Genomic DNA, 25448 nt, shown 5'->3' with positions numbered 1-25448 from the left:
ATGGAAACTACATCAATTGAAAACAACCATAAACTGGCTTATGCCAAGCAAAGAGTTCTTGAAATCAAGAATTTTTACAAGCACCTAGGTACATTTTTAAAGTTAAATTTTCTAGTGCTATTATTTAAAATTCAAGTGTTCGATAGATTTATAGGTGATATGGATCTAGACACCAAATTTGTGTATTGGTTAGAGTGGAACATTTACAGTATACCCATTATTTGGGGTGTTGTTGTAGCCTTTCATGCACTTTATGTTTTTGTATTAAAGTATAAAGATTGGTCTGTGTTCAAACCCAAATTTTTAAAAAATTGGGAGCAAGAAAGAATCAATGAAATTTTAAGGCGCAATGACCATTAACCAAGAATTATAATTTATAATTATCTTACATATACCCACCAAACCAAATTACCTATGAGAACCATTATAATAGAAGATGAAAAGCCTGCAGCGCGTAGATTGGGCAGAATGTTAGAAAGTTTAGATCTTGAGGTTTCTACAATGTTACATTCTGTTGATGAGGCTATACAATGGTTTCAAGAAAATGAACATCCAGATTTAATATTCTTGGACATTCAACTATCTGACGGACTCTCATTTGAGATTTTTGATGTTATTGAAGTGCACAGTGCCATTATATTTACCACTGCTTTTGATGAGTATGCCCTTAAGGCCTTTAAATTGAATAGTATTGACTACTTGCTAAAACCAATAGATGATGAAGATTTGGAGCAGGCGGTCAAGAAATATAGAAAACGCTTTAAGGTAGAAAGTGAGCCTAATAAAATTGCCTTAGATTTTGAGGATATTAAAAAGTTATTGGTAAATCCGCTAGAGCGCGAGTATAAAAAACGTTTTACGGCTAAGGTAGGACAGCATTTAAAGATTATAAATTCAGAAGATGTAGAGTGTTTTTATAGTGAGAACAAAGGCACTTACGCGGCAACAAAAGATGGTCGTAATTATTTATTGGATACTACTTTAGAGCAGTTAGAGGATGAACTTAAACCACAGGTATTCTTTAGGGTAAGTAGAAAGTTCTTTGTGAATATTGACCATATAAAGGATATAGTATCCTATACGAACTCTAGGTTACAGATCAAGCTTAAGAACAATAACGACCATGAGATTATAGTGAGCAGGGAAAAAGTTAAGGACTTTAAGCTTTGGTTAGAATAGAATTTTCAATTATTTGAAAGTGAACTATTTGCGATATAGGTCTTCTTCTTCGTCAATTCTGTTTTCATCAAAGGCCGATGGTAATAGCTTTGGAATTAACTTAATAAAAATAGGAAGCAGAATTGCCCCGCCCGGTAATATGAAAATCGCTAAAGAAGGTATGCTCTTAAAAATATCCAACAGTTGATTTTGAACCTTCCTCTTTTCCTCATCACTTAGATCTCTTACGGTAGATTTAGATAAAAGGGCTACCAATTCTGCACTTTGAGAAAGCTCTTTATGTAATCTTTTGCTGTTACGTAAAATAAGTTTCTTTACAATTTTACCCATGCTGTCGTAAAATTGCTTGGCTAAATTCTTTTCCTTTAGATAAGGAATGGTATCAAAATTAAGTTTGAAAAATTCGGTAACGTCGGTAATGGAGGTTGAGATAATAGTATTGTCAAAACCAAGGTCTTTACCAATGCCAAAAATGAAATCGGACTCCGTATAATCTAAAGAATGGTCTTCCCAAACGGTTAAACAGGCCATATCAAGTAAATATCTGTTTTCCCAATTATCCTTATTGTTCAATAGTCTTTCCCTGTAAGAACCATCAAAATTATTTTCGGCACAGTTAATATAGGTTAATGATGATGCCAATAATTGCGAAAGCTTATTGTCTTTTCTGTCCAGTTCCTTAGAACTTAAAGCATGGTAGCTAATATTTATGGCCAAATATTCAATTTCTTCCGCCTTTTCCTTTAAAGCGGGGTTGTCGTTTAAAAAATGCTTAAAAAGTAGTACATCTATAAACAGTAGTGAATTGGTAATAAGACTATTAAAAGTTTTACTGATAATATTATCCTCAATATATATTCTAGAGGTCATCAACTTTTCTAGTTTGGCAGAAGTTTTATTACCGGTAAACCACTTATCAAAAAAACTCTCGTTGTTGATTTTTAAAATTTCATAAAATTTGAATACCTGTTCTATAAATATGGAATAGTCTTCGCCACCTTCAATACGGTAGGTAAAATACAGGGCATGTAGTAGGTTGATTTTAGCCTTCTCATCTTCAGAAAGGGTATGCTCCAATACAATAAAATCTGGTATGCTGGCATTTAGCCCGTATACAAAACCGCTTTTCTTTAGGGTAGTGTATAGCGCTTCAAAAGTTGGGAATGCATCTTGGTGTTTTTGCACCAACGAACCATATTTCTCGATCCAACCAGAGGAAGACGGGTTCATAATCTTAAGAATTTAACACTGCAAAGTTAGCTAATTATTAATTCAAACCTTTTTATATATAAGTACTTCTACACTATAAATGGTTTTTTTGATGATATGAATTTTAAGGATTTGGAATAAAATTAAATTTTTTTTAAGAAAAAATGAACCTTCTCTTTTTTACTGCGTAAGTAAGGGTGATTCTAATCTAAAAAAAGAGATAATGAAAAAATCAAAATTATTTATGGGACTTGGGGCTTTGGCCCTAGTAGGAGGTCTTTTAGTAGCGGCAGATCATATTGATGCGCCTAGCTCTATGGGAACCACGGCAGATATTGCCGATTTTTATGCTTTTGAACCAACAGAAGGTTCAGACAATACCGTTTTTGCGGTAGATCTTCAATCTAATGTACTGCCAGATTTGGCTTATGGTACGTTCGATGAAAATGTATTACTGGAAATAAATATTGATACCGATAATGATTTGGTAGAAGATTTGGTAATACAAGCCATACCAAGAGATGGTAAAATGTACTTTTTTGGTCCGGTTGCACCAAGTGAAACAGGTTTGAACGGTTCAGTAATGGTAGATGCGCCATTAGGTTCAGTTGACATTTCTGCTGAAACTGCTATTGTAGAAACTACGGATAGTGGAGTTTCTTTATTTGCAGGTCCTAGACAAGATGCTTTTTTCTTTGACTTCTTTCAGTTCAATGAAGTAATTGGTGGTACGGCCCCATTAGGTTTTAAACCAGCTGGTGACCCAGATTCTACAGATGATGACGATGAAACTGCAGTCGATACTTTTGATGGCGCCAATACAATGGCCATAGTTGTTGAAATTCCTAATAGTCTTTTAGGAACTACAACAGGTCAAAATGCTTTGGGTCTAGAAGTATATAAGACTTGGGTAACTACAAATGTTAAGCAATAATAACTTTTTAAAAAATAGTAAGATGAAATTTAAAAATATAAAATATACGTTTTTGTCTCTTTTGGCAGTAGCCGCATTAGCTTCTTGTAGCGATGATGATGACAATACACCAGTAGTGGTTACACCAACATGTGATGATGGTATTATGAACGGTGATGAAACCGGAGTAGATTGTGGTGGTACATGTACCCCATGTGAAGAAGCTATGGACCCAATGGAGCCAGACTTTACAGGTACTTATGCCCAAGTAGATTTTATGGGTAGACCAGGTATCAATACGGTGTTAAGTGCAGATGGTGATATTAAAGATGCTCATAACATGTCTATTCCTTCAGAAATGGCTGCAACTTTTCAAGCAGATTTTGAAGCAAGGTTAGAGGCATATCATGATGTGTATGCTAACATTTTAGGAGCTGATCCTGCAGATGTAAACTATGAAAACAACATATTAGGTTTAGATGCACCTACATTAACAGGTTACTTGGCTGCCGATGTTTTAGAGGTTGCTCCTAACTTACCTACTACATACTTTAATCCGGGTACCGATTTTGATAATGATGGTAGAATTTTGGTACCAGATGGTGATGAGGTTGCTTTGACAGGTAGAACTCCACAAGATGATGTTATTGATGTGTCATTGATTTTATTGTTCGGTGGTATGGAAGGAGACCGTTTTAGTGGTCAAGATACCGATGATGATGGTATGGCAGATTTACCAAGATTAACCTCAGATGGCGTTGGGCTAACAGCCACTGTAGGTACTACGTTCCCATATTTGGGAGCACCAGAATAAGAAGTTGCCTTCACCTTACTTATTGTTAACGGTAGGTAAGATTGGCACATCCCTAAATTGTTTATGAAAGAGAAGGGAAGGGAGGGTTGAAAGGCCCTCCCTATTTTAAACGATCCACAAAAAAACAACCTTATGAAATTAATAAAGCTTTTAATAATAGTGTTACTGGTATCATCTTGTGATACTAAGAATCATGATGCAATTGCAAACAAAAAAGATTACGATAAATATTTAGTAGCTAACGAGGTCAAGACCACATCAAAATATTTTGATCTTTGGAACTCTAAAATTAGATCAGACAGTATGCAGCTAACCAGTTTTGGTGTAGTAGGCGGGGAGTACAGCAGGTATTTTCAACAAACTGGTGATATAGCGTTTTTAAAGAAGGCTGAAAAAAGTTTAAAAAGGGCCGTTGATATTGCCAATATAGGTAAACCCGGTTTTTACAGGTCGCTGGCCAGAAATTACATTTCCCAGCATCGTTTTAAAGAAGCCCTTCAGTTAGCAGATTCTGCAGCGGCAATAGGTGGTGATAAAACAGAAACCCAAAGTTTGTACTTTGATGTCCATATGGAACTAGGAAACTATGATTTGGCAGAAAGCTATTTAGATAGTTTAAAGAACATGTCAGATTTTGGATACATGATCCGTGTGGCTAAATGGAACGATTACAAGGGAGATTTAGATACGACCATAAATTTTATGGAAAAGGCTAGAACGAAGGCCGAATTGTCTAAAAATAATGATTTAATGTTATGGAGCTACACCAATTTGGGCGATTACTACGGGCATGCCGGTAGAATTGAGGATTCATACAATCATTATTTAAAAGCGTTGGAAATTGATAACAACAATGCATACGCTAAAAAAGGTATTGCATGGATCGTATTTTCCAATGATAAGAACTCTAAAGAGGCCATTCGCATTTTGGACTCCGTTACCAAAACCTATGATGCACCAGATTATTTTCTGTTAAAAGCGGAAATTGCCGACTATTCCGGTGATGACTTAATTCGTACAAAGAATTTGGACGAGTACTTTACCCGCGTAAAGGATAAAGCATATGGTGATATGTATAATGCCTATAACCTGGGCTTGTACATTGGTGAAACCAAACAATATGACAGTGCCTTGATTTTGGCACAAAGGGAGGTAGATAATAGGCCTACACCAGAATCTTATAGTTGGCTGGGCTATAGTCACCTTAAAAATGGGGACAAAGAACAGGCTATGAAGATTATGGATACCTACGTATACGGAAAAACATTTGAACCTGCACTGCTTTACCAAGCTGCCGAGGTATACAAGGCAAACGGAAAAGAAGACAGAGTTAAGGAAATTAAAGGAGAATTAATAGGAGCCATTTATGAACTGGGTCCTGGTATGGAAAAGCAAGTCCATGATCTGTAATTGATAGCCCAATTATTTTCATTTCATGTTTGTTTTAGGTTGGATTGTTTTTTTTTCAACGCCACGATGTAAAGTCGTGGCGTTGTTATTATTATGCATTTCGTCGAATTTTTGGTTTTTTTTAACAGGCGCATAGATGAAATACATATATTTATCGACCAAATACATTTTAATGTGCGCCCCACGACTTTAAAATGTGAACTAAAAGTAACCAAGTAAACCAATTAGTGTTATGGAATACCTACTCTTTACATTATGGATCAGCTTAATGATTTTATTGGTCGGCAAAACTATAGTTGCCTACAGGTCTTTGCAAAAGACATTAAATCGTACCAATAGCTCTATTTAAATCAATTTTCTTAGCAGTACCGGTAATAATAGTAAATCTAATATCAATGCTGTTACCAAGGTTACACTAATGATCAACCCAATGGTAACACTGGGCTGATGAATAGAAAACAGCATTACCATAAATCCGAAGAACAATATAATGGTTGTAATGACCAGGGCTCTACCTGTTTGTGCAAAGGTTTTCTCAATGGCCGCCTCTTTTTCCAGCCCTTGGGTAATACCTAACTTGTATTTTCCTAAAAAGTGAATGGTGTCGTCTACCGCAATTCCAAATACTATGGCGAATACCACAGATAACGATGCTTCTAACGGAATACCCAGAAAACCCAACATGCCACCTGCAAATAAAATAGGTAGGATATTGGGCACCAATGAAATCAAGAATATTTTAATATCCTTGAAAACAAAAGCCATAATGACCCCGATCAATAATAAACCATAGAGTAATCCTTCAAGAAGACTACTTCTTATGTATTCGGAATTTTTATCCAACAAAATACTCTTACCCGTTACTTTTATTTTAACCAGAGAGGTGTCTAATTGGGTTTTGGCAAAAGCATCAATGTTTTCATAAACCACTTTTAGGTTGTCTGTTCCAATATCTTGTAATCGGCCATTGATACGTGCAATAGATTCATCTGCATTTACAAATTTTGCAAGCTGTTTGCGTGCAAGTTTACGCGTATCTTTTTGATATTTTAAGAACGTTTTTTTGTCTTGTGGAAGCTTAAAGAAAGCCGAGTTGTTTAGGTTATTGGCCTTGTTCAATATTTTATAGGCAAGGTTAGAAGATTGTAAGCTCCCTATACTTTCAATTGTTTTAAGGTACGTAAGCAATTTTTCAATTTCCAAAGCCACTTCATATTCGGTTACCTTATGGTCATTAACACCCATTACAGCAATTTCCAAGGGTCTAAATCCTGCATAATTGTCCTGAAAATATTCAAAATCTAAGGCAATTTTACTTTCAGAAGGTAAGGTCTGTTTAAGTTCTTGGTTGGTCTGCACCATATATATACCTAAAATACAGAGTGCGGTAAAAAGTACAGTACCGGCAATAATGGTTTTAGGAAAATTTTTGGTGAACGTATTGATCTTTAATAAGTAATTGACCCAATTTTCTGATATGCTTTTACGCCCCACCAACGATTTTTCCGGTAAACTTATTAGCAATGATCCTGTTAGGAATATTACCGTAATATAAGCTACCAAAACACCAATGGCGGCATTGATTCCAAATTCTTGGATGCTCACTAATCTAGATGATAAAAGCGTCACAAAACCAACGGCAGTAGTTACAGAGGTAAGTAAGGTAGTCATACCCACTTCTTTTAATGATGAGGTTATGGCCGCATATCGTGGAATGTTGCTTTGTAGTTTTCGTATATAACTATCGGTTAGGTGTATAACATCAGAAGTACCTACAATGAGCATTAATACAGGGTAAAATGCTGCCATAGCGTTCAGTTCTTTGCCTAGCCAGCCCAAAAGCCCCATAAACAATAAGAGTGACATGGCTATCGAGAAAACCGAAATTAAAACTACGGGCATACTTCTGTACACCAATAGAAGAATAATAAACACCAAAATAGAAGCTACTATAGTGGTTGTCAATACTTCGCTCTTTTGCATTTCTACAATAGCTTCATAAAAGAAGGCCCTACCAAGAATATGGTAATTGGGCAGATTATTCGCCTTTAAAGATGCCCTAATTTGATTTAAAAGTTGTTTAGACTGCTGGTAATTGAGGTTGTCTTCGGTTTGTAAGGCCAGTACCATTGATTTTCTGTCCTTAGCAATAAGCGTATTTATGAATAGGGAATCAGATTTTATTTTGTCCCAATCTTGTTCATATAAATTGGGGTCTTTGATATGGATAATGGGCAACGTTGTATAACCAAAAGATGTCTTTAGAGGGTAGGATAACGAGGTGATAGAGCTGCTTTCCAATACAAATTCAAAATCCTTGCTTTCTTTGGAAATTGCCTGGAACTTTTTTAAAAAGTCTTCTTGAAATACGTCTGTAGGGTTCTTTACGGCAATGAGTAAAAAATTGTCATCAGTACCAAATTCTTCAACATACTTATCATAAAAAGCCAAATCAGGATCTTCTTCAGGAAAAAACTGACTAAAATCGAATGAAAATTGGAGCTCATCCAATTTAGAGACCGCCAATACGCCTAGTAGTATGAACAGTACAACAAAAAACTTTTTAAGGAAACCAAAGTCAACCTTCATAGAAAAGTATAAATCTATTTCGGGTGCAAATTTAACACTCTATAAGCTAATCAACGTACTAAGAACCAAATAAGAATATTTCTTATGTTGGGGTAACTAATAACTAAAGAACCCAAAACACCATACTATGGCTACAATTCTATAAAGTTGTCCAAATAAAGGGTCCAGTCATAGTTGGTGTATTCAATATCTACATCTTTTGTAGAAGGTATGATATCGTTTTCTTTCAAGATTTTTTTAACACCGTTTTTTCCGCCAAAATCTCCCCTAAACCAATTGAATAATGATGTTACCTTAACTACATTGGTTTCTGTATTGAACTCACTTGTTTTTTCTAGATGTTTTTTTGTGCCTATTTCTAACTGTTCTGGTAGGCGTTCCCATTCATATATGGCTACTGGCGGACAATCTTTGGCGCCACAGTTCAACGCAAAATGTATATTGTACACAGGTTTGTCAACTCTTAGTTTTCGTTCAAATTTGTTAGGGAACCATTTGCGTATATAGCCTAGGCCGTATTCCCATTGAGATTTTCTAATAAGACCATGTTCAATTTTTGCAAACGAAACCATTTCACCGGCAATCTTAATTTGCTCCAATTTAAAGAAACTGCCACGGTCATCATACAATTCAGGATTATTCTGCAAAATAACCTGTATATAAGCATTGTAAATATTCAACCAAAACGCCAAACGTTTATCATTGGTGTCAAGAGCGGCATCCAATTCCTTAATGGTGGTATTTGCTAAAATATTTTGTATTTCCTGAGTATCTTCTTCGGCTTTTATTTTATGCAAGAAAGATTCTGATAGCTCATTGAAATCAACGCTTTTGTCACCAGCTTCCGTTTGTGCCTGTAAATTGGTTTTAGCCGTACATGATAATGCAAATAGAGCAGCTAAAAAATATAGTCTTAATTTCATAATGTAGTTTTAGGTCACCTTACTTACGTAAATGTATTTGAAAGGTTTGTTTCACCTTGGTCGAGTATATGTTTAATTGATTACGTTAACTTTTTTATAATTATAAAGCCAGTATTAAAACTATTTTGACCAACTTACGTAAATAAAGTAAAGTTGGTGTCAATCAAAACAATAGTAATTAACCAAATTTCTGCGAATCAACCAGTTATATGATCAGTATAATTATACCTGCCCATAATGAATATGATAATCTACAGCGACTTTTTAGTATTGCATGTTTTTTAGAGCATAATAAATTAGTAGAAGTAATTGTAGCCTTATCACCCGGTAATTCTGACGATATTGAATTACTGGAATGTAATAGCAAGGTAAAAATACTACGTTGCAAGAATAAGGGTAGGGCTTCTCAAATGAATGAAGCTGCTAGTATGGCATTAGGCAATACACTGGTTTTTTTACATGCTGATGTAGTACCGCCTGCTGAATTTATAGATAATATATTGCAAAGTTTAGAAGATGGCTATGATGCAGGATTTTTCTCTTACCGATTTGATAAGGATAAATGGTATCTACGAATAAATGCAGCCTTTACGGCTAAAGACGGCTTGTTTACGGGTGGCGGTGATCAATGCCTATTCATAAGGAAAGAAGCATTTGAACAGCTAGGCCGTTTTAATGAGCAACAGGTGCTTATGGAAGATTTTGAATTTTTTGCAAGAATGAAGAAAGAGCGGATATCTTACACCATAATAAAGAACGATTTGGTAGTTTCGGCACGTAAATATGAATCTAATTCGTATTTACGGGTCAATTTGTCCAATTTCATCTTAGTGGTACTTTTTAAGTTGGGATATCCAGGAAATAAATTAAAATCGCTTCATAATAAATTGATACGCACCCCATATAATGGTTGAAATAATTAACGGTATTCAACAAATAGGCATTGGAGTATCAGATGTCAAAAAAGTATTTAATTGGTATAGAAACCATTTAGGTTTTGATATTTTATTATTTGAAGATGAGGCAGTTGCGTCATTGATGTCTCAATATACCAATAATAAGGTTGAGAAAAGGGAAGCGTACCTATCGCTCAACATGACCGGTGGTGGTGGTTTGGAAATTTGGCAATTTAAAGACCGAATTCCAGTAGCATCTGAAAATCCTATAAAATTCGGCGATTTAGGTATATACGCTATGAAGATAAGATGTGGTAATCTTATGAAAATGCACACGTACTTAAAAGAATTAGGGGTACTTAATTTATCGCAGATAAGCCATACCCATAAGCCAAATTTCTATTTTAACGACCCCTTTGGAAACCATGTTCAGCTGGTAGAAGATATGTATTCCTTCTCTAAGCAGTCTTCATTAAATGGGGGAGTGCTAGGTGCTGTTATAGGGGTAAGTGATATTACGAAATCTATGGGGTTTTACTCTACTATGCTGGGGTATACTAAAGTGGTGTACGATGCAATAGATTCAGTTTTGTCTACCGATAAGAAAAAGTGTAGAAGAGTAATATTACAGCAAGAACGTACTTCTGTTGGTGGTTTTGGAGACCTTTTGGGACCTACGCAACTAGAACTTGTTCAGCTGCTAAATGAAAGGCCAACCAAGATTTTTGAAAATAGGCTATGGGGTGATCTAGGTTACATTCACCTATGTTTTGATGTATCTGGTATGGCTGCGATAAGGGAAAAGGCGATCAATAATAACTGTCCTTTTACGGTAGACAGTGCCAACAGTTTTGATATGGGCGACGCCGCCGGTCATTTTAGTTATATGGAAGACCCAGATGGCACGTTGATAGAATTGGTAGAGACTCATAAGGTACCTATCTTAAAAGCGCTAGGTTTGTATCTAAACCTAAAGAAAAGAAATCCAAATAAGACCTTACCTAAATGGCTAGTAAAGAGCCTTGCCCTACACAGGGTTAATACAGACCGTTGATTCTATGGGTTAACTTTGGCTGGTATTTCTAATGAGTCCTATACCCGAAAAGAAGAAAATGGCACCTAAAACACCATAGACAATAAGTTGTTTTGTTGTTCCGCTGCTATTAGCGAATAATATTGCAGTATAAACCAGCCCACCGATTCCTAATAAGGTAAGCACCGTTCCAAAAATTTTCTTTAAATCCATGTTGGAAAAATAATAAAAAAAATGGGCAGTTTTTATAAACTGCCCATTAATACATAATTTTTTATTGCCACCGCCAAAGGATATAATACCTCTAGGCTTGCCTCTAATTTAAAAGTATGTTTCCTTTATATGCCTCATGGGCTTGCCCGGAGGTGTTTTACTTCTTATGAAGCATTGACGACCCCAAGGGTATACAATTGTTCAAGGGTTGGCGATTCACTACCGCCAGCAGGTTCTAAGGTAATACCAAATGCCTCTGAGTCATTAGGATTATTTAATGCAAAGACTTTGTTTTCATCTGTTGCAAAATCTTCAAGAAGACCCATACTGGTTGGTGTAAGCGGCGAAAGTTTAAGAGACCAAACTTGGTAAACAAAACCATCTGGTGGTTCTGGCAGCCCTTTGGCATCTATAAATACTTTTTCTTCTTGTTTGTTCCAATACGCCTTGGCGTATGAAGTAGGTGAAACGTCCTGCCCTCCTAAAGGGATAACACTAATATTCTTATCTCTAAGTGTATTCAATAATTCTTGGGTCTGTTCTAAAGAAGAATCGGTATCGGCAATTTGCTGCTCCAAATCTACATTCTGCTTTTCTACCACTTCAATGTTAGATTTCAATTCTTGATTTTGCTGATACATCCAGAAGAGTCCTACAGCCAATAAAATAGATGCAGCCCAACCCATATAAGATAAGAATGGAGTACTACGTTTTTCATTCATATCAACTACCTTGACCTCACCATTAATTCTATTCATCAATGCTTTAAATGAATAATGATATCCTGGTGAAGCTTTTCTGGACAATTCTAATATTGAAGCCTCAATTTCCTCGATTTCCTTTTTTATTTCTGGATACACCTTGGCATAGTTGGCAATCTCAAGATTTTCTTTCTCTGAGAGTGTACCGGCTACGTAAAGCTCCAAAATTCCCGATGCTATGTATTTTTCTACATCCATACTATCTTACCTCCATATTCTCCCGTAATTGGGAAATGCAACTTCTATTTCTTGTTTTTACAGTGCCTAAGGGAATTTCCAATTCTGCTGCAGCATCTTTTTGTGTATAACCCCTAAAGTATAACAGTTCAATGATCTGAACACATTTTTCCTTTAAATTATTAACAAGTTTTCTTAGACCTTTAGTATCTACAGATGAACTTTCTTCTTCTTCCCTGTGCTGTAAAATACCTACGAAGTAATCTGCGGAAAGATTCTTTTTGTCATTTTTATACGACCTACTGCGTATTTCATCGATAGCTGCATTTCGGGCTATGTTAAGGATCCATGTGAAAAATCTACCTTTAGAAGAATTATAACTTTCACAGTTATTCCAAATCTTTATAAATACGTCTTGACAGATTTCTTGGGACAAGGCATCGTTTTTTACTATGGTATTGATAACACCACAGATATTTTCACTATACATGCCATATAGCTTTTCGAAAGCCAAAGGGTCTTTCTTTTTAAATTGATCAACCAATAGGTCTAATTGCATATTAAATATTTTGTAACGGTTAAAAATAGAAAAAGCTGTTCTAAGAACAGCTTTTATCCTAAATATTATTAACCCTATTCAATAATACCGGCACAGCTAACACGTGCACCTGCATCACCACTAGGTTGAGAAGTGTAATCATCAACACCTTGGTGTACAATAACCCCTTTTCCTAAAATGTTCTTATTTTCATCATCACAGCCAATACACCATTCGTCTGTTGAAAACTCAACTTTGGCGTTACCATCGGCATCTGCGGTAAAGTTACCTATATCACCTTTATGATATCCTTCGCTTGCTCCCCATTTACCATGTGGCTCATTAGTTGGGTTCCAGTGTCCTCCAGCAGAAGAACCATCGGCTGCAGTACAGTCTGCCGTTTGGTGAATGTGAATGGCATGTTCTCCTTCACTTAAACCAGAAAGTACGGCTACCATATCTACTTCGCCATCATCTTCGGTAAAAATGACTTCACCTTTAACATTGCTATCATTTTTTGGTTCAAGCATAAACTTTACAACAGTATCTTGTTCTGTCATTTCATTTTCTGCCTCATCCATTAATTCTTCCATTTCCTCTTTAGCCTCTGATGCTTCTTTTTTTACTTCTTTGCAACTGAAGACAGCCAATAGTGCCAACAGTGCTAATTCAACTTTTAATATTTTCATGTTAATCTATTTTAGTGTGAAGCAACAAATTAGCCAATAAATAATGTAATATCAAGTAGTTAAGTGCATAGAGCAATACTTTTAATCTTTAGTGATAAAAAAAGAGGAGCGTTAACGCTCCTCCTTATCTATACATATATAATAGGTATTATTTTTTATCCAAAAGCACTTCGGCTTTAACGGCAACTTCGCTCCAAGTTTTGCTCACACCATCTTTACCGGTATGTAAAATTTCACAAGCTTTGTTTATAGAGGCAACGGCATCTAAAGCGTTCCAGTTTTCCAAATCCATTACACCACTAAAAGTAATTTTGTTGTCGCCATCCATTTCGTAGGTAAGGGGTATATTTTGGGTTTCACCATTTAAGGTAACGTCTATAGAGCTATTTTCGCCTTCTGCCTTAACCACACCAGAAATAAGCTCGGTATCTTTTAATACTCCAAAAAAGAATTCTAAAAGCTTTGGGTCTCTAGTACCGGTAGGGTCATTGGTAAACAAACTGCTTACGGGAATGCTAAATTCAGTTCCGTTTAAAGCTTCCATAGCAGTTGCTCCACTTGTTGTATTAGTAAAGTTTATCTTTTTGAACATACCGCCAACTGGCACTTTATCAGTTGTTTTGTATGCGGTAAAACTTACCTTGGTAGAGTCTTGAACCAAGCTGTACATGTCAGCAGTTTCTGCTGTGGCTTCAACATTTTTAGAATCTTCACTTTTTTTAGCGTCCTTGCAACTTGCGAAAATGATCAATAATGCACTCGCGAAAGTCAATGCTATTTTTTTCATAATAATGTAGTTTGTTTATGGTATAAATTTACTTCTTCTTTTTAAAAATGCCACGCAGATCGGTGTTATAAAAAACACCAATTTGTAGACGATCGTAATTAGCCCCTGTAAAGTGATTTTTTAAGTAGCCAAATTGCATGCTTAAATCTTCGGTAACATTAACCCCAAGTGCAGCATAGGCACGGTTTTGACCAAATGCACTGTCTTGTAGATTTATGAAAATCTCATCATAGAAATTCAAGAAAAAGATATCGGTTAGGGGCAAGGTCATTTGAATTCTATAACGGGCTCTGTGCAATGTGTTGTTTTCACCGGTAAAATTGTTTTGTACAAAGCGCTGCTCTAGGCGGTAACGATGTTCAAAATTAAATTCCCACACTTTGTTTTTAAGAATGAACTGCTCAAATATGCGATGTTCTGAAATTGAATTGTTTTCAACTAAGGTATTTACACCAAATTCATCAAGCTCCGTAAAAGTAGGGTCGGTTTCAATAAATCCGTAGCCTAAAGTGGCAATAGCATCAGGGTTAATGTGATAGTTGATACCTGTACGCAGCAACAACTGATTAAAGTTCGAAGCCATTTCATAATATCTAAATTGTGCTTCGGTATGTATGCTCCACTTATCGGCTATTTTGTTCGTTCCAAAATACATGAACCAACTACCAAAATCGTCTTCTCCTGTACCACCACTTTGAGCATTTATTTGATTAATAGTTGCTAATAATACTAGTAACGTAAAAACTTTCTTCATTCTTTAATTTAATATGAAACTTAAAATTTTGGCTTTACTTATCGCCTTCTTCAATAGGTGTTGCTTTATCCTTCTTCAAATACAAATCTAAAAAATCTAAAACCCTACTATACGCTTCGATCTGATTTTCTTTTTTTACAAAACCATGACCTTCATCTTCAAAGAGCACGTATTCTACGGGAACACCGTTCTTTTTTACACCTGCGACAATTTCGTCAGATTCTACTTGTAATACTCTAGGGTCTTGAGAACCTTGTAAAACAATTAGAGGTTTGGTCACCTTATCGGTATGAAACAAAGGGGAAATCTCTTTTAACCTTACGGAATCTGCACTGTATGGGTCTCCTAATTCCTTATATAAGGCATCTTTAAAAGACTCCCACCATGGCGGTATACTTTTTAATGTTCGTACCCAATTGGTTACACCAAACAAATTTACCCCAACGGCAAACTCTTCTGGGGTATAGGTCAATGCCGCCATAGTCATATAACCACCGTAAGAGCCGCCAATAATTCCAATTTTATTGGCATCTATTTCTGGCTGTTGGGCAAGCCAATTTTTACCTTCTACACAATCTTTTAAATCCTTATCGCCATGGTTTAAATCATCCATTTGATAAAAAGTTTTGCCATAGCCGCTACTACCTCTGTTGTTAACGGCTAGTACGGCATAGCCATGATTGGTCAAATATTGAATAAATGAGCTAAAGTTCTGTCTACTTTGTCCGCCCGGTCCGCCATGAACCCAAACCAATGCAGGTACTTTGGTGTCCGCGCTTGCCTGGTGGGGCTTGTAATAAATGGCAGGAATTTCAACCCCATCAAAAGACTTGTAACGTATTACTTCTGCGTTCACCAAGTCTTCACCATTTATTTCGCTATTTAAAACATTGGTCAACTGGGTCTGTTCTTTGGTTTCTAAATTATAAACGAACAAATTAGAAGGGGTGTGTGACCCACCAGCATAAAAACGCATTAGTTTTTCATCATCTGAGAAATCTACACTAGTTACGTCCAAACCATCCAAAGAAGGAAGAACAACATTTTCACCGGTGCCAACATTCTTTATTTCAATGACATTCTTGGCATCTTCGTTAATATAGGTCACTTGATAGGTACCGTTTTCCGTGAAATAGGTACCCCATATATCCCAATTTTTCTGCATCACCTTTTCTCTGTTGCCCGTGGCAATATCGTACTTCATTAAATAAGAGAATTCCTCTCCATCATCTGTGGTATAATACAAGGAAGAACCATCATTGGAAAATCCAGAGCTACTGTTGGCGCTTTGATTTTCATTGATTTTGGTCAGCTTTTTATCTGAGACGGTGTAAATAAACAAATCTGAATCATTGGTATTGATGGGCTTGCCCAAGGTTATATATTTCTTGTCCTCGGAAATTCCGTCAATGCTATAACCTTCCGTATTTTCATAGATCAGGGTAGGCTCAAGAGTTTCTAAGTCCATTTCATAGATATCATCATTTCTAGGGTTTCTCTCGTTAGAAGTATAGTAAAAACTCATATCATCTTCTGCCCACCCGTAGAACGATGCACGGGCACCTTCTGCCGGTGTAAGGTCGGTCTGCGTACCGTCTAGATCTCTGACGTAAATATGAAATATCTCATCACCATTTCCATCCATTCTAAACAACATGCGTTCATCTTTTGGAAAATAGGATATGGCGAATACAGAGGCACTGTCAGACATAGTAACGGGAGTCAATTCACCGCCGCTTGTAGGCACTGTGTACATGTTGTAAATACCAGATCTATTACTTGAGATAAGTAATTTAGAATTATCAGGGGAAAAACTACCGCCACCAATGGCTTCGTTATCCATCATTTGTTTGATGGTATAGGTCTTCATCGTTTCTGCAATAGAAGGTTTTTTAGGTTCTTCTTTACAGCTTAACATAAGCGTAAACACAAAGCAAGCCATTAGGTACTTCATAGTAGTGGTTTTTAGATTGTTAGACTTTTACATATTAATTCAAATTAAAAACTTCTGTTTCTTTAAAAGGTGATATATCTAAGCTTTTCATATTAGTTTGGTATTCTACCCATTCTTTGGCGAAGAAAGCATTTGTTTTTTGTAGTGCGCTCTGCAGATCATCTTTGGCAAATTGCATTAATTGTTTTTCCGTTGCCGTCATACCGGTTTTTCTAGATCCTACGTAGCGCCTTGCAATTTGAATACGTTGCATTACCGTCATTTCTTTACTACGGGTTATTCCTTGTCTTTTATCGACCTTACCTAAATATATAGCGGTGATAGAATCTATTTGTTTAATGATATCTTTAGAGGCGTCTATTTGTTCTTTGTACTTTTTATCGTCCTCTTTTTTCAGATCTTTTTGAAATTTCTCTGCAACCTCTTTACTTTTTGCCAATTGCTGTACCGCATCTGCTGCTGTCTGCATGTATGATTCCAATTCTTTTCCGTTTGCATAGGCTTCATTGATCCCTGTTTGAGATACTTCTAAACGTGGGTCTGATTTTACCGTAATCGTAGTTTCTTCTTCCAGATCACCGTATAACATTTTTATGGTATAGGTGCCTGGTTTTACGTCTAAACCGCCAGATTCTTTCTTTTTGGTCTGTACTTTTCTAGAAGGTCTATCCGCGCCTTTTTCATCCATTCCCCAGTAGATTCTGTGAAATCCTGCTTTTTCTGGAGTCTTGTATTTTAAAGTTCGAATCAGTCTGTCGCCATCGTAAAAATCGAACTGAACGGAATCTTTCTTTTGAACTCCGGTCAACGCAACGCTATCTGTTTTTTCTTCTGTTTTTTCTTCGGATGAATCCTCTTTTTTACCCTTCATGCCCTTGCCTTTTTTGGCAGCTTTTTTACCTTCCTTTAAATAATAGGTAATCATAGCACCGGACTTTCTGTTTTCACCTTGATAAAGACCATCGGCACCAAAACGACTGCCTGTAGGTTGTTGGTAGGATGCCTGATATGCCGTTGGCGGATTAAATAATTCTATTTCCTTGTTTAAAATGGTAGCATCTGCGGCTAGAGCTCGTAACGGACGAATATCATCCAAAACCCACGCAGCACGACCAAATGTACCGATTACCAAATCCTGCTCTCTTGGGTGAATGGCTAAATCTTTGGTAGAAACCGTTGGGAAACCTTCGGTCCATTTCTGCCATTTTTCTCCGGCATTGAAAGAAACATACAATCCGTCATCGGTACCTAGGAACAATAAATTAGGATTCTCAGGGTCTTCAATAATAGATAGGGTATAGCTTTCTACATCTGTGGCATCAACAATTCTTGTCCAAGTTTTACCATAGTCTTTGGTGCGGTACGCATATGGCGTATAATTGAATCTTCTATAGTCGTTGGCGATCAACAATGCTTCACCCTTATTACGGGTAGATGCCTTTATTTGCGGAATCCAACTTCCTTTAGGTAAGCCTTTGATGTTTGCGGTTACTTCTGTCCAGGTTCCACCTCCGTTTTGGGTATAGTGCACACGACCGTCATCAGAGCCTACCCAAAGCATATCCTTTTCAACTGCAGAGGGTTCAATGACCAAAATTGTGGTATGGTTTTCGGCACCGGTCGCATCCATAGATAGACCACCACTTTCACTTTGCTTTTGTTTTTCTGGATCGTTAGTTGTCAAATCAGGTGAAATTACTTTCCAAGTCAATGCCTTATCCGTACTCTTATGTACAAACTGACTACCAAAATAAACGGTACTGGTATCAAAAGGATCTTGACTAATGGCCGAGTTCCAATTGAAACGTAATTCGGTATCCGCATCTGGTGGAGTAGGGCGTACAATGTAGTTATCACCGGTTACATGATCAAAACGTTGTACGTTACCTTGTTGGCTCATGGTATACCCATATCTGGAATCTACAGGATCGGGAACAACATCAAAACCATCACCAAAACTAATTTCTTGCCAGTAGCTATTACGAATTCCCTGTGCTTTCCAAACATAGGCAGGTCCTCTCCAAGAACCGTTATCTTGCATACCACCATAGACGTTATATGGATATTCATTATCTAACGCAATATGGTAGAATTGCGCAACGGGAAGGTTGCCCACAAATCGCCATGTTTTTCCGCCATCTTTAGAGATATTGAGTCCGCCATCATTACCGTCCATCATAAACTGACCGTTTTCTGGGTGGATCCAAAAGGCGTGATGATCGGGGTGTACCCCGTTGTCCGCACGGTATGCAGGCATCAATTGCGTAAAGTTTTTACCGCCATCTTGCGAAACGTTCACATAGGTGAATACGGAGAATACCCTGTTCTCATTTTCAGGGTCTACGTAAATCTCAGAGTAATAGAAAGGTCTGTTACCTATATCGCTCTTATCGTTTACTTTTTTCCATTTAAAGCCGCCATCTTCAGATTTGTACAACGCATTCTTTTTGGCTTCAACCAAGGCATAGATAACCTCAGGTTTTCCCGGAGCAATGGCTACACCAATTCTACCCAGGTCACCAGCTGGTAAGCCATCTTCCTCGCTTAATTTTTTCCAATTTTTACCACCATCGTGGGTCATGTAAAGTCCGCTACCCGCGCCACCGGAGTTAAAGAACCAAGGTTCGCGCTTGTGTTCCCACATGGCAGCGATCAGTTTATTAGGGTTGGTAGGATCCATAATAAGATCTGCAACCCCTGTTTTATTGTTTACGAACAACACCTTTTCCCAAGTCTCGCCACCATCGGTAGTTTTAAAAACGCCGCGTTCTGGGTGTTCTCCCCAAGGAGATCCAATAGCACCTACATAAACGGTGTTAGGGTTCATGGGGTCTATTTTGATTCTGTGAATATGTCTGGTTTTTTCAAGCCCCATAGATTTCCAGGTCTTTCCACCATCAAGGGATTTGTATACTCCGTACCCACCGTTTAAGCTATTTCTGGGGTTACCTTCACCAGTACCGGCCCAAATTACCGACGGATTACTTTGTTGAATGGCCACGGCACCAATAGATGCGGTCACTTCTTTATCAAAAATAGGTTCCCATTTTACGCCACCGGAAGTAGATTTCCATAATCCGCCAGAAGCGGTACCTACATACATAATATCCGGATTGTCATTGACAACATCAATGGCGGTTACACGACCGCTCATACCACCGGGACCAATGTTACGGGGTTTTAAGTCTTGAACCAGGTCCATTTTAAAATCTTGTGCAGTAACGAAAATAGATGCAAAAAGCATCAACAGGGAGAGTAATCTTCTTGTCATTTGAGTGGTTTGTTAGTTATGTTTCTAAAAATAGCGGAAAAGAAAAGGAAGTATTCTTAAAAGGATGTTAACAGTATGTAGTTTTGAAGAATCCGTAATCCTTTATCAGTTTTGTGGTCCAGTGTTCAGTTGGCAGTAACAGTTTTCAGTTAATGGTTACAGTGTAATTTATGGTGCTGTATGGTCAGTTCGAGTCGATTTTTAGTTAAAGCATAGTGGGAACTGAAAAGTTGCCTGCCTGACGATGGGCAGGTATCGAGAATTTTTGGAACACATAAAGGTTCTCGATACCCTCCTTCTCGGCGGGCAAGCAAATTTCTCGTTCCTCGAAATTCACTCGAACTGACAAATAGTGATTAAGGTCACTGAGCGTAGCCGAAGTGATAGTTTGTTCAGTAGGCAGTATCAGTTTTCAGTTTTCAGTTAACAGTAGCAGTTTTCAAAAACCAGTTTCGCTATGAGTTTTTCATTCTTGTTTTACCACGTTGTAAATAAGGTCACTGAGCGTAGCCGAAGTGATAGTTTGTTCAGTAGGCAGTATCAGTTTTCAGTTTTCACCAATAGTTGAGCCATGCGTTTCTCTTAAACCAAGGTCACTGAGCGTAGCCGAAGTGACCGAGCAACGAGCAACCAACAACCAATCAAAGAACTTGAAAAATCCCGAACAACTCGTTTCCTTGTCTTGGTTTAATAGAGTTATAGCAAGGATCGAAAGTGATCGTTTTAAAATAGGGCGATAAATAATTGGTGTACAGGTCTTTGTTTCCGCCAAAAGGTCGTTTTTCCATATCACCGGTAAGGGGAAAAGTGAACCAGAGTCCCACTAATTTCCCATTAGGTTTCAATAGGCTTGCCATTTGTTTGGCATAGGCATTTCTATTAGCATCGGTAGGTACAAAGGAGCAGAAAAAGGTTTGCTCTAAAATTAAATCGTATTGCCCTTTGAACTCAAAAAAATCAGATTGGTGCATGTTTGCATCGGGGAAATCGGGGTTTCTTTTTTTAAATTCTTTAAGCGGAATTTCAGAAATATCTAGAATATGGACGTTGGAGAATCCTTGTTTCCAAAGGTATTCGGCTTCGTAAGCATTTCCGGCACCCGGAATTAAAATCTGAATCGATTTATCGGTTAATTGATCGGCATATTCTTTAATGGGCGTAGAAGGGTAGCCAATGTCCCAGCCCATATCTTTATTCATATACCTTTCTGTCCAATAATGCTCTTCTTCTTTCAAGATAATATAGTATTTGTCGGTACAGTAAATTTAATCAGAATTAGCCAATTTCTACCATCTATGCAGAATTGTATACCATTGATCATAGTTTCATTGCCGTAGATAAATCAAATACCTATCTTTCGTATCTACTAAATACCAACTACTTAAATACATGAAATACTCTTTTTTATCGGTAATGGCAATTTGCCTAACGTACGTATGTTCAGCGCAGACAAATCCACAATGGGCACGTTACCCGGCCATTTCTCCCAACGGTGAAACTATTGCGTTTACGTACAAAGGAAACATCTTTACAGTGCCTGTAGATGGTGGCGTGGCAAAACAGCTAACGTACCACGTTGCTAATGATTATGCTCCGGTTTGGAACAAGAACGGAGAAAGAATTGCTTTCTCCTCGGACAGGTACGGCAATTTTGATGTGTATATCATGGATGCCAAAGGCGGACCGTCAACCAGATTGACCTATCATAGTAACGATGAAAAGGCGTTCAGTTTTTCTGCTGACGATACCGTAGTTTTATTTGGCGCCATGCGATTGGATGATGCCGAGCATCGGCAATACCCAACAGCATCACAACCAGAATTGTACAGTGTTCCCGCAAATGGGGGCAGGGTAGATCAGGTGTTGACCGTTCCAGCAGAAGATGTACAAGTAAATGCCGATGGCTCTAAAATGGTGTACCATGATAAAAAAGGCTATGAAGATGCCTTTAGAAAGCATCACACATCTGCTATTACCAGGGATATTTGGTCGTATGAACCAGCAACGGGAAAACATACCAAATTAACCATTTTTAAGGGAGAGGACCGTAATCCGGTATTTTCAAAAGACGGCAGTGCCATTTACTATTTAAGCGAGCAAGAAGGCTCTTTTAACGTCTTTTCCATGTCGTTGACGGGAGCACCTGAAATTACTGCACATACCAGTTTTAAGACTCACCCGGTACGCTCATTAAGTATTGGGGACAATATCTTGGCATTTGGTTATGATGGCGAAATTTATACGCTAAAAGCCGGAGAAGGTGCTAAGAAGGTAGAAATAATAGTAAGAACGCAAGAGGATAGTAATGCTATCACCTATAAATCGGTCAACGGTGGTGTTCAAGAAATGGATGTAGCCCCTAACGGCAAAGAAATTGCATTTATAAGCAGGGGAGAAGTATTTGTGACCTCGGTAGATGGTTCTTTGACCAAGCGTATCACCAACACCCCGGAACAGGAACGCTTTGTAAAGTTTATGCCAGATGGCACATCTGTAGCGTACAGCAGTGAACGTAATGGCAAGTGGAGCATTTTTAAATCTTCAAAGGTGCGATCGGAAGAGCCCTATTTCTTTGCGGCTACCCTGATCAAAGAAGATACTTTGGTAACGTCTGAAAATGACATCTATTTGCCTGAGTTTTCTCCAGACAGTATCTATGTGGCATATATAGAAGATAGAAAGACCTTAAAGGTCAAGAATCTAAAGACAAAAGAGGTCACCACATTATTGACTCCAGATGAAATCATACATATGAGGGACGGAGATCAGTATTACCAGTGGAGTCCGGATAGCAAATGGCTATTGGTAGACTGGAGTGTTTCATTGAACAACACGGAGGTGCTTTTAATATCCAAGGATGGGAAAAAGCGTAAAAACCTGACCCAAAGTGGCTATTATGAGTACTACCCAAAATGGGTGAATGATGGTAGTCAGATCATGTATTTCACTAACCGTAACGGTCTAAAAAGTTATGCTACCAGTGGTTCTTTTGAGACCGATGTATATACCATGTTCTTGACCCAAGAGTCTTGGGATAAATTCCACAATACCAAAGAAGAGTATGATCTGTTGAAAATGATAGAAGAGACTAAAAAAGAAAAAGAAGGCGAGGATAAAGACGATAAAAAGAAGAAGGATAAAAAGGAAGAGAAGCCAAAGGTAAACACCTTAAAGTTCGATTTGGAGGATGTAGACCGAAGAAAGGCGCGATTAACCATACACTCCTCTAAATTGTCTGATGCCGTACTCTCTAAAGATGGGGAAAAACTGTACTACCTGACCAAATTTGAAAAGGACTACAATCTTTGGGAAACCGAAATACGTACCAAAAGCACCAAAATGTTGGTGGCACTAGGTGCAAAATCGGCAAGTTTACAGTGGGATGCCAAGAAGGAAAACTTATTTCTATTATCAGATGGTAGCATTTCTAAAGTAGATGTTGCGGGCGGTAAAAAGGAACCGGTAAAACTGAATGCCGAAATGGTATTGGATGCCGATGCCGAACGTAAATTTATGTTCGATCACATTTGGCTAAAGACCAATGGCATATTTTATACATCTACCTTTCATGGAATTGATTGGCAAGCTATGCGTACCGAATATGAAAAATACCTGCCGCATATTGGCAATGACTTTGAGTTTATGGAAATGGTATCGGAAATGTTGGGAGAGCTGAACGTTAGTCACGCCGGCGGGCGCTTCTACGGTGCCATTGAAAATGGTGATGAAACCGCATCGTTGGGTATTTTTATGGATTATGATTATAAAGGCGACGGAATAAAAATTACCGAAGTCATAAAAGGCGGTCCGTTGGATAAGGCTGGCTTTGACATTTCACCCGGCATGATCATACAGAAAATAAACGGTGAGACCATTGGTGCGGACACAGATGTGGCGCGCTATTTAAACCGCGTTGCTGGAGATTTTACCCTGCTTGATATTGTGGATGAAAAAGGTAAAAAGAAACAGCTGACCGTAAAGCCTATTTCGCTAAGGGAAGAAGGAGGTCTGTTGTATGATCGTTGGGTGAAAACCAATGAAAAAGAAGTATTGAAAAAAAGCAACGGAACCTTGGGCTATGTGCATATACCAGGCATGGCAGACGGTCCTTACCGTACCATTTATGAAGAAATGCTGGGCAAGTTCAATGATAAAAAAGCGGTCATTATAGATACCCGTTTTAATGGTGGTGGCGATTTAGTAGCAGACCTGGCCATGTTCTTTACCGGTATACCATTTTTATCTTACGAAACCGAAGATAGGGTAGTAGGTGGCGAGCCAACCTCTAGGTGGACAAAACCAACTTTGGCCATGTTCAACGAATCTATGTACAGCGACGGTTCTTGCTTTGCGAGCGGTTATGTGGATCTAAAGATCGGTAAGACCGTGGGAATGCCCGTACCGGGTACCTGTAGCTTTGCCGGTTGGGAACGTTTGCCCAATGGAGGTGTTTGGGGGGTAGTACCCGTAAGTGCCAAAAACAAAGCAGGCGAATGGATGGAAAACAACGAGACCGATCCAGAATTCATTGTTAAAAACCAACCCGGTATTATTGCAAACGGCATTGATCAGCAACTGGAGAAGTCAATAGAGGTGTTACTGAAAGAGGTGAAGTAAAGCTGAATTTAGGAATAAGGGATAATTACGATTGTACATTTATCTTTATATTTAGGGGTATGTACAATTGTGTTCATATACAATAGTTGCCACACATTTAAACAAAATCAATGAGTAAAATATTATTCACAATTTTAGCCGCGTTAGGAATAAATTTTGGAGTGAAATCACAAACTGAAAAGCTTGATAGCGGATTAAAAAATACCCTAAAAATTACGGCTGACCGATTTGAAAATAAAAATCACGCATTTTTGATAAACTTAGCAAAAGACAATACTGTTATAATGCAAGTTGTTCACGGAGCACTAATTGAACAAACAGCCACACCAAAAAACTCATTTAACTTCTCGATAAATCTGACATTTGACAACGAAATGGAAAAGTTGGCTAAATTCCGAACGTTAGAATTGGTTGATGATTTTGAGTATTATGAATTTGACGGAATTCCTTGTTACGCAATGAATATGGGAAACAACCAAGAGAAAACCCAAAAGGTGTTATTAGAAATACTAAACAAAGTTTACGGATTTGAAAACTCTGATATGTTCGAATTCGAAATTTATGACCAAGGACCAGTCAGACGCTAAAAAAACGTGTGGCAACAAAACCTAAACGTAATGCGGACTTTTGGGCTTAATCGAAAGGTCTGTGTATATTTATGAGGTCGCTAAATCTTATGGATTTAGCTTTGGAAAAGAAAAAATAAAACTAAACAATAAGC

At 37.7% G+C, this 25448-nt stretch carries 21 protein-coding genes; 9 read left to right on the top strand and 12 right to left on the bottom strand.

The window, feature by feature from the left end:
• Together B2Z27_RS04645 and B2Z27_RS04640 are read left to right on the top strand one after the other, a co-directional pair.
• Positions 1 to 360: a 2TM domain-containing protein gene (locus tag B2Z27_RS04645; protein ID WP_286812745.1), complete on the top strand. Its 360-nt coding sequence runs from the start codon at positions 1 to 3 to the stop codon at positions 358 to 360.
• A 54-nt stretch (positions 361 to 414) separates the two neighbouring features.
• Entirely contained in the window at positions 415 to 1179 is a 765-nt protein-coding gene (locus B2Z27_RS04640) for a LytR/AlgR family response regulator transcription factor (RefSeq protein WP_058103123.1), read from the top strand.
• A gap of 24 nt (positions 1180 to 1203) precedes the next feature.
• Here B2Z27_RS04640 and B2Z27_RS04635 read toward each other — a convergent pair whose 3' ends face one another.
• Complete coding sequence (locus tag B2Z27_RS04635) at positions 1204 to 2409, bottom strand: LETM1-related biofilm-associated protein (RefSeq protein ID WP_091603343.1); 1206 nt, start codon at positions 2407 to 2409, stop codon at positions 1204 to 1206.
• A 202-nt stretch (positions 2410 to 2611) separates the two neighbouring features.
• Between B2Z27_RS04635 and B2Z27_RS04630 the strand changes: the two genes are divergently transcribed.
• From B2Z27_RS04630 to B2Z27_RS04620, 3 genes are all read left to right on the top strand, one after another.
• On the top strand, positions 2612 to 3322 hold the full coding sequence (locus tag B2Z27_RS04630; RefSeq protein WP_058103121.1) for a DUF4331 family protein: 711 nt from the start codon (positions 2612 to 2614) through the stop codon (positions 3320 to 3322).
• Positions 3323 to 3344: 22 nt separating this feature from the next.
• Positions 3345 to 4115, top strand: a complete 771-nt coding sequence (locus B2Z27_RS04625; protein ID WP_286812744.1) for a DUF4331 family protein — start codon at positions 3345 to 3347, stop codon at positions 4113 to 4115.
• Between the two features lie 132 nt (positions 4116 to 4247).
• Positions 4248 to 5525: a tetratricopeptide repeat protein gene (locus tag B2Z27_RS04620; protein WP_286812743.1), complete on the top strand. Its 1278-nt coding sequence runs from the start codon at positions 4248 to 4250 to the stop codon at positions 5523 to 5525.
• Between the two features lie 345 nt (positions 5526 to 5870).
• On the opposite strand, the gene B2Z27_RS04615 is transcribed toward B2Z27_RS04620, so the two are convergent.
• Positions 5871 to 8114, bottom strand: coding sequence for an efflux RND transporter permease subunit (locus tag B2Z27_RS04615; protein ID WP_286812742.1), 2244 nt, complete (start codon positions 8112 to 8114; stop codon positions 5871 to 5873).
• 131 nt (positions 8115 to 8245) lie between these two features.
• Positions 8246 to 9037 carry a DUF547 domain-containing protein gene (locus B2Z27_RS04610; protein ID WP_286812741.1) on the bottom strand — a complete coding sequence of 264 codons (792 nt, stop codon included), beginning with the start codon at positions 9035 to 9037 and terminating at the stop codon, positions 8246 to 8248.
• 209 nt (positions 9038 to 9246) lie between these two features.
• Here B2Z27_RS04610 and B2Z27_RS04605 point away from each other — a divergent pair, with 209 nt between their 5' ends.
• Complete coding sequence (locus B2Z27_RS04605; protein ID WP_286812740.1) at positions 9247 to 9951, top strand: glycosyltransferase; 705 nt, start codon at positions 9247 to 9249, stop codon at positions 9949 to 9951.
• Entirely contained in the window at positions 9944 to 10987 is a 1044-nt protein-coding gene (locus B2Z27_RS04600; protein ID WP_286812739.1) for a VOC family protein, read from the top strand. Before B2Z27_RS04605 ends, B2Z27_RS04600 begins: the two co-directional genes overlap by 8 nt.
• Before the next feature lie 9 nt (positions 10988 to 10996).
• Here the strand turns inward: B2Z27_RS04600 and B2Z27_RS04595 are convergent, their stop codons facing one another.
• The 9 genes from B2Z27_RS04595 to B2Z27_RS04555 form a co-directional block, all read right to left on the bottom strand.
• Positions 10997 to 11179, bottom strand: coding sequence for a hypothetical protein (locus B2Z27_RS04595; RefSeq protein ID WP_286812738.1), 183 nt, complete (start codon positions 11177 to 11179; stop codon positions 10997 to 10999).
• 164 nt (positions 11180 to 11343) lie between these two features.
• The gene (locus B2Z27_RS04590; protein WP_286812737.1) at positions 11344 to 12138 is read right to left on the bottom strand and encodes an anti-sigma factor; all 795 of its coding nucleotides are present in this window, start codon (positions 12136 to 12138) and stop codon (positions 11344 to 11346) included.
• A gap of 1 nt (position 12139) precedes the next feature.
• Positions 12140 to 12676, bottom strand: a complete 537-nt coding sequence (locus B2Z27_RS04585) for an RNA polymerase sigma factor (RefSeq protein WP_215998020.1) — start codon at positions 12674 to 12676, stop codon at positions 12140 to 12142.
• Between the two features lie 74 nt (positions 12677 to 12750).
• Positions 12751 to 13344, bottom strand: a complete 594-nt coding sequence (locus B2Z27_RS04580; protein WP_286812736.1) for a superoxide dismutase family protein — start codon at positions 13342 to 13344, stop codon at positions 12751 to 12753.
• 148 nt (positions 13345 to 13492) lie between these two features.
• A complete protein-coding gene (locus B2Z27_RS04575) occupies positions 13493 to 14131 on the bottom strand; it encodes a YceI family protein (protein WP_286812735.1) in 639 nt (212 codons plus the stop codon).
• Positions 14132 to 14159: 28 nt separating this feature from the next.
• Positions 14160 to 14885 (bottom strand): DUF2490 domain-containing protein, encoded by a 726-nt coding sequence (locus B2Z27_RS04570; protein WP_286812734.1) that lies wholly within the window; start codon positions 14883 to 14885, stop codon positions 14160 to 14162.
• A gap of 34 nt (positions 14886 to 14919) precedes the next feature.
• On the bottom strand, positions 14920 to 16839 hold the full coding sequence (locus B2Z27_RS04565; RefSeq protein ID WP_286812733.1) for a S9 family peptidase: 1920 nt from the start codon (positions 16837 to 16839) through the stop codon (positions 14920 to 14922).
• Positions 16840 to 16873: 34 nt separating this feature from the next.
• A complete protein-coding gene (locus B2Z27_RS04560; protein ID WP_286812732.1) occupies positions 16874 to 20110 on the bottom strand; it encodes a VPS10 domain-containing protein in 3237 nt (1078 codons plus the stop codon).
• A 641-nt stretch (positions 20111 to 20751) separates the two neighbouring features.
• Entirely contained in the window at positions 20752 to 21345 is a 594-nt protein-coding gene (locus tag B2Z27_RS04555; protein WP_339634287.1) for a methyltransferase domain-containing protein, read from the bottom strand.
• Between the two features lie 154 nt (positions 21346 to 21499).
• On the opposite strand from B2Z27_RS04555, the gene B2Z27_RS04550 reads away from it, so the two are divergent.
• Entirely contained in the window at positions 21500 to 24727 is a 3228-nt protein-coding gene (locus tag B2Z27_RS04550) for a S41 family peptidase (protein ID WP_286812731.1), read from the top strand.
• A gap of 110 nt (positions 24728 to 24837) precedes the next feature.
• Complete coding sequence (locus tag B2Z27_RS04545) at positions 24838 to 25314, top strand: hypothetical protein (RefSeq protein ID WP_286812730.1); 477 nt, start codon at positions 24838 to 24840, stop codon at positions 25312 to 25314.
• The last annotated feature ends 134 nt before the right edge of the window (positions 25315 to 25448 follow it).

This window comes from Maribacter sp. UBA3344, from assembly GCF_002362375.1.
In the GTDB taxonomy this organism is placed as follows: Bacteria; Bacteroidota; Bacteroidia; order Flavobacteriales; family Flavobacteriaceae; genus Maribacter; species Maribacter dokdonensis.
The sequence above is the reverse complement of the archived record's forward strand: the minus strand, read 5'-3'. Positions and strand labels throughout refer to the sequence as shown.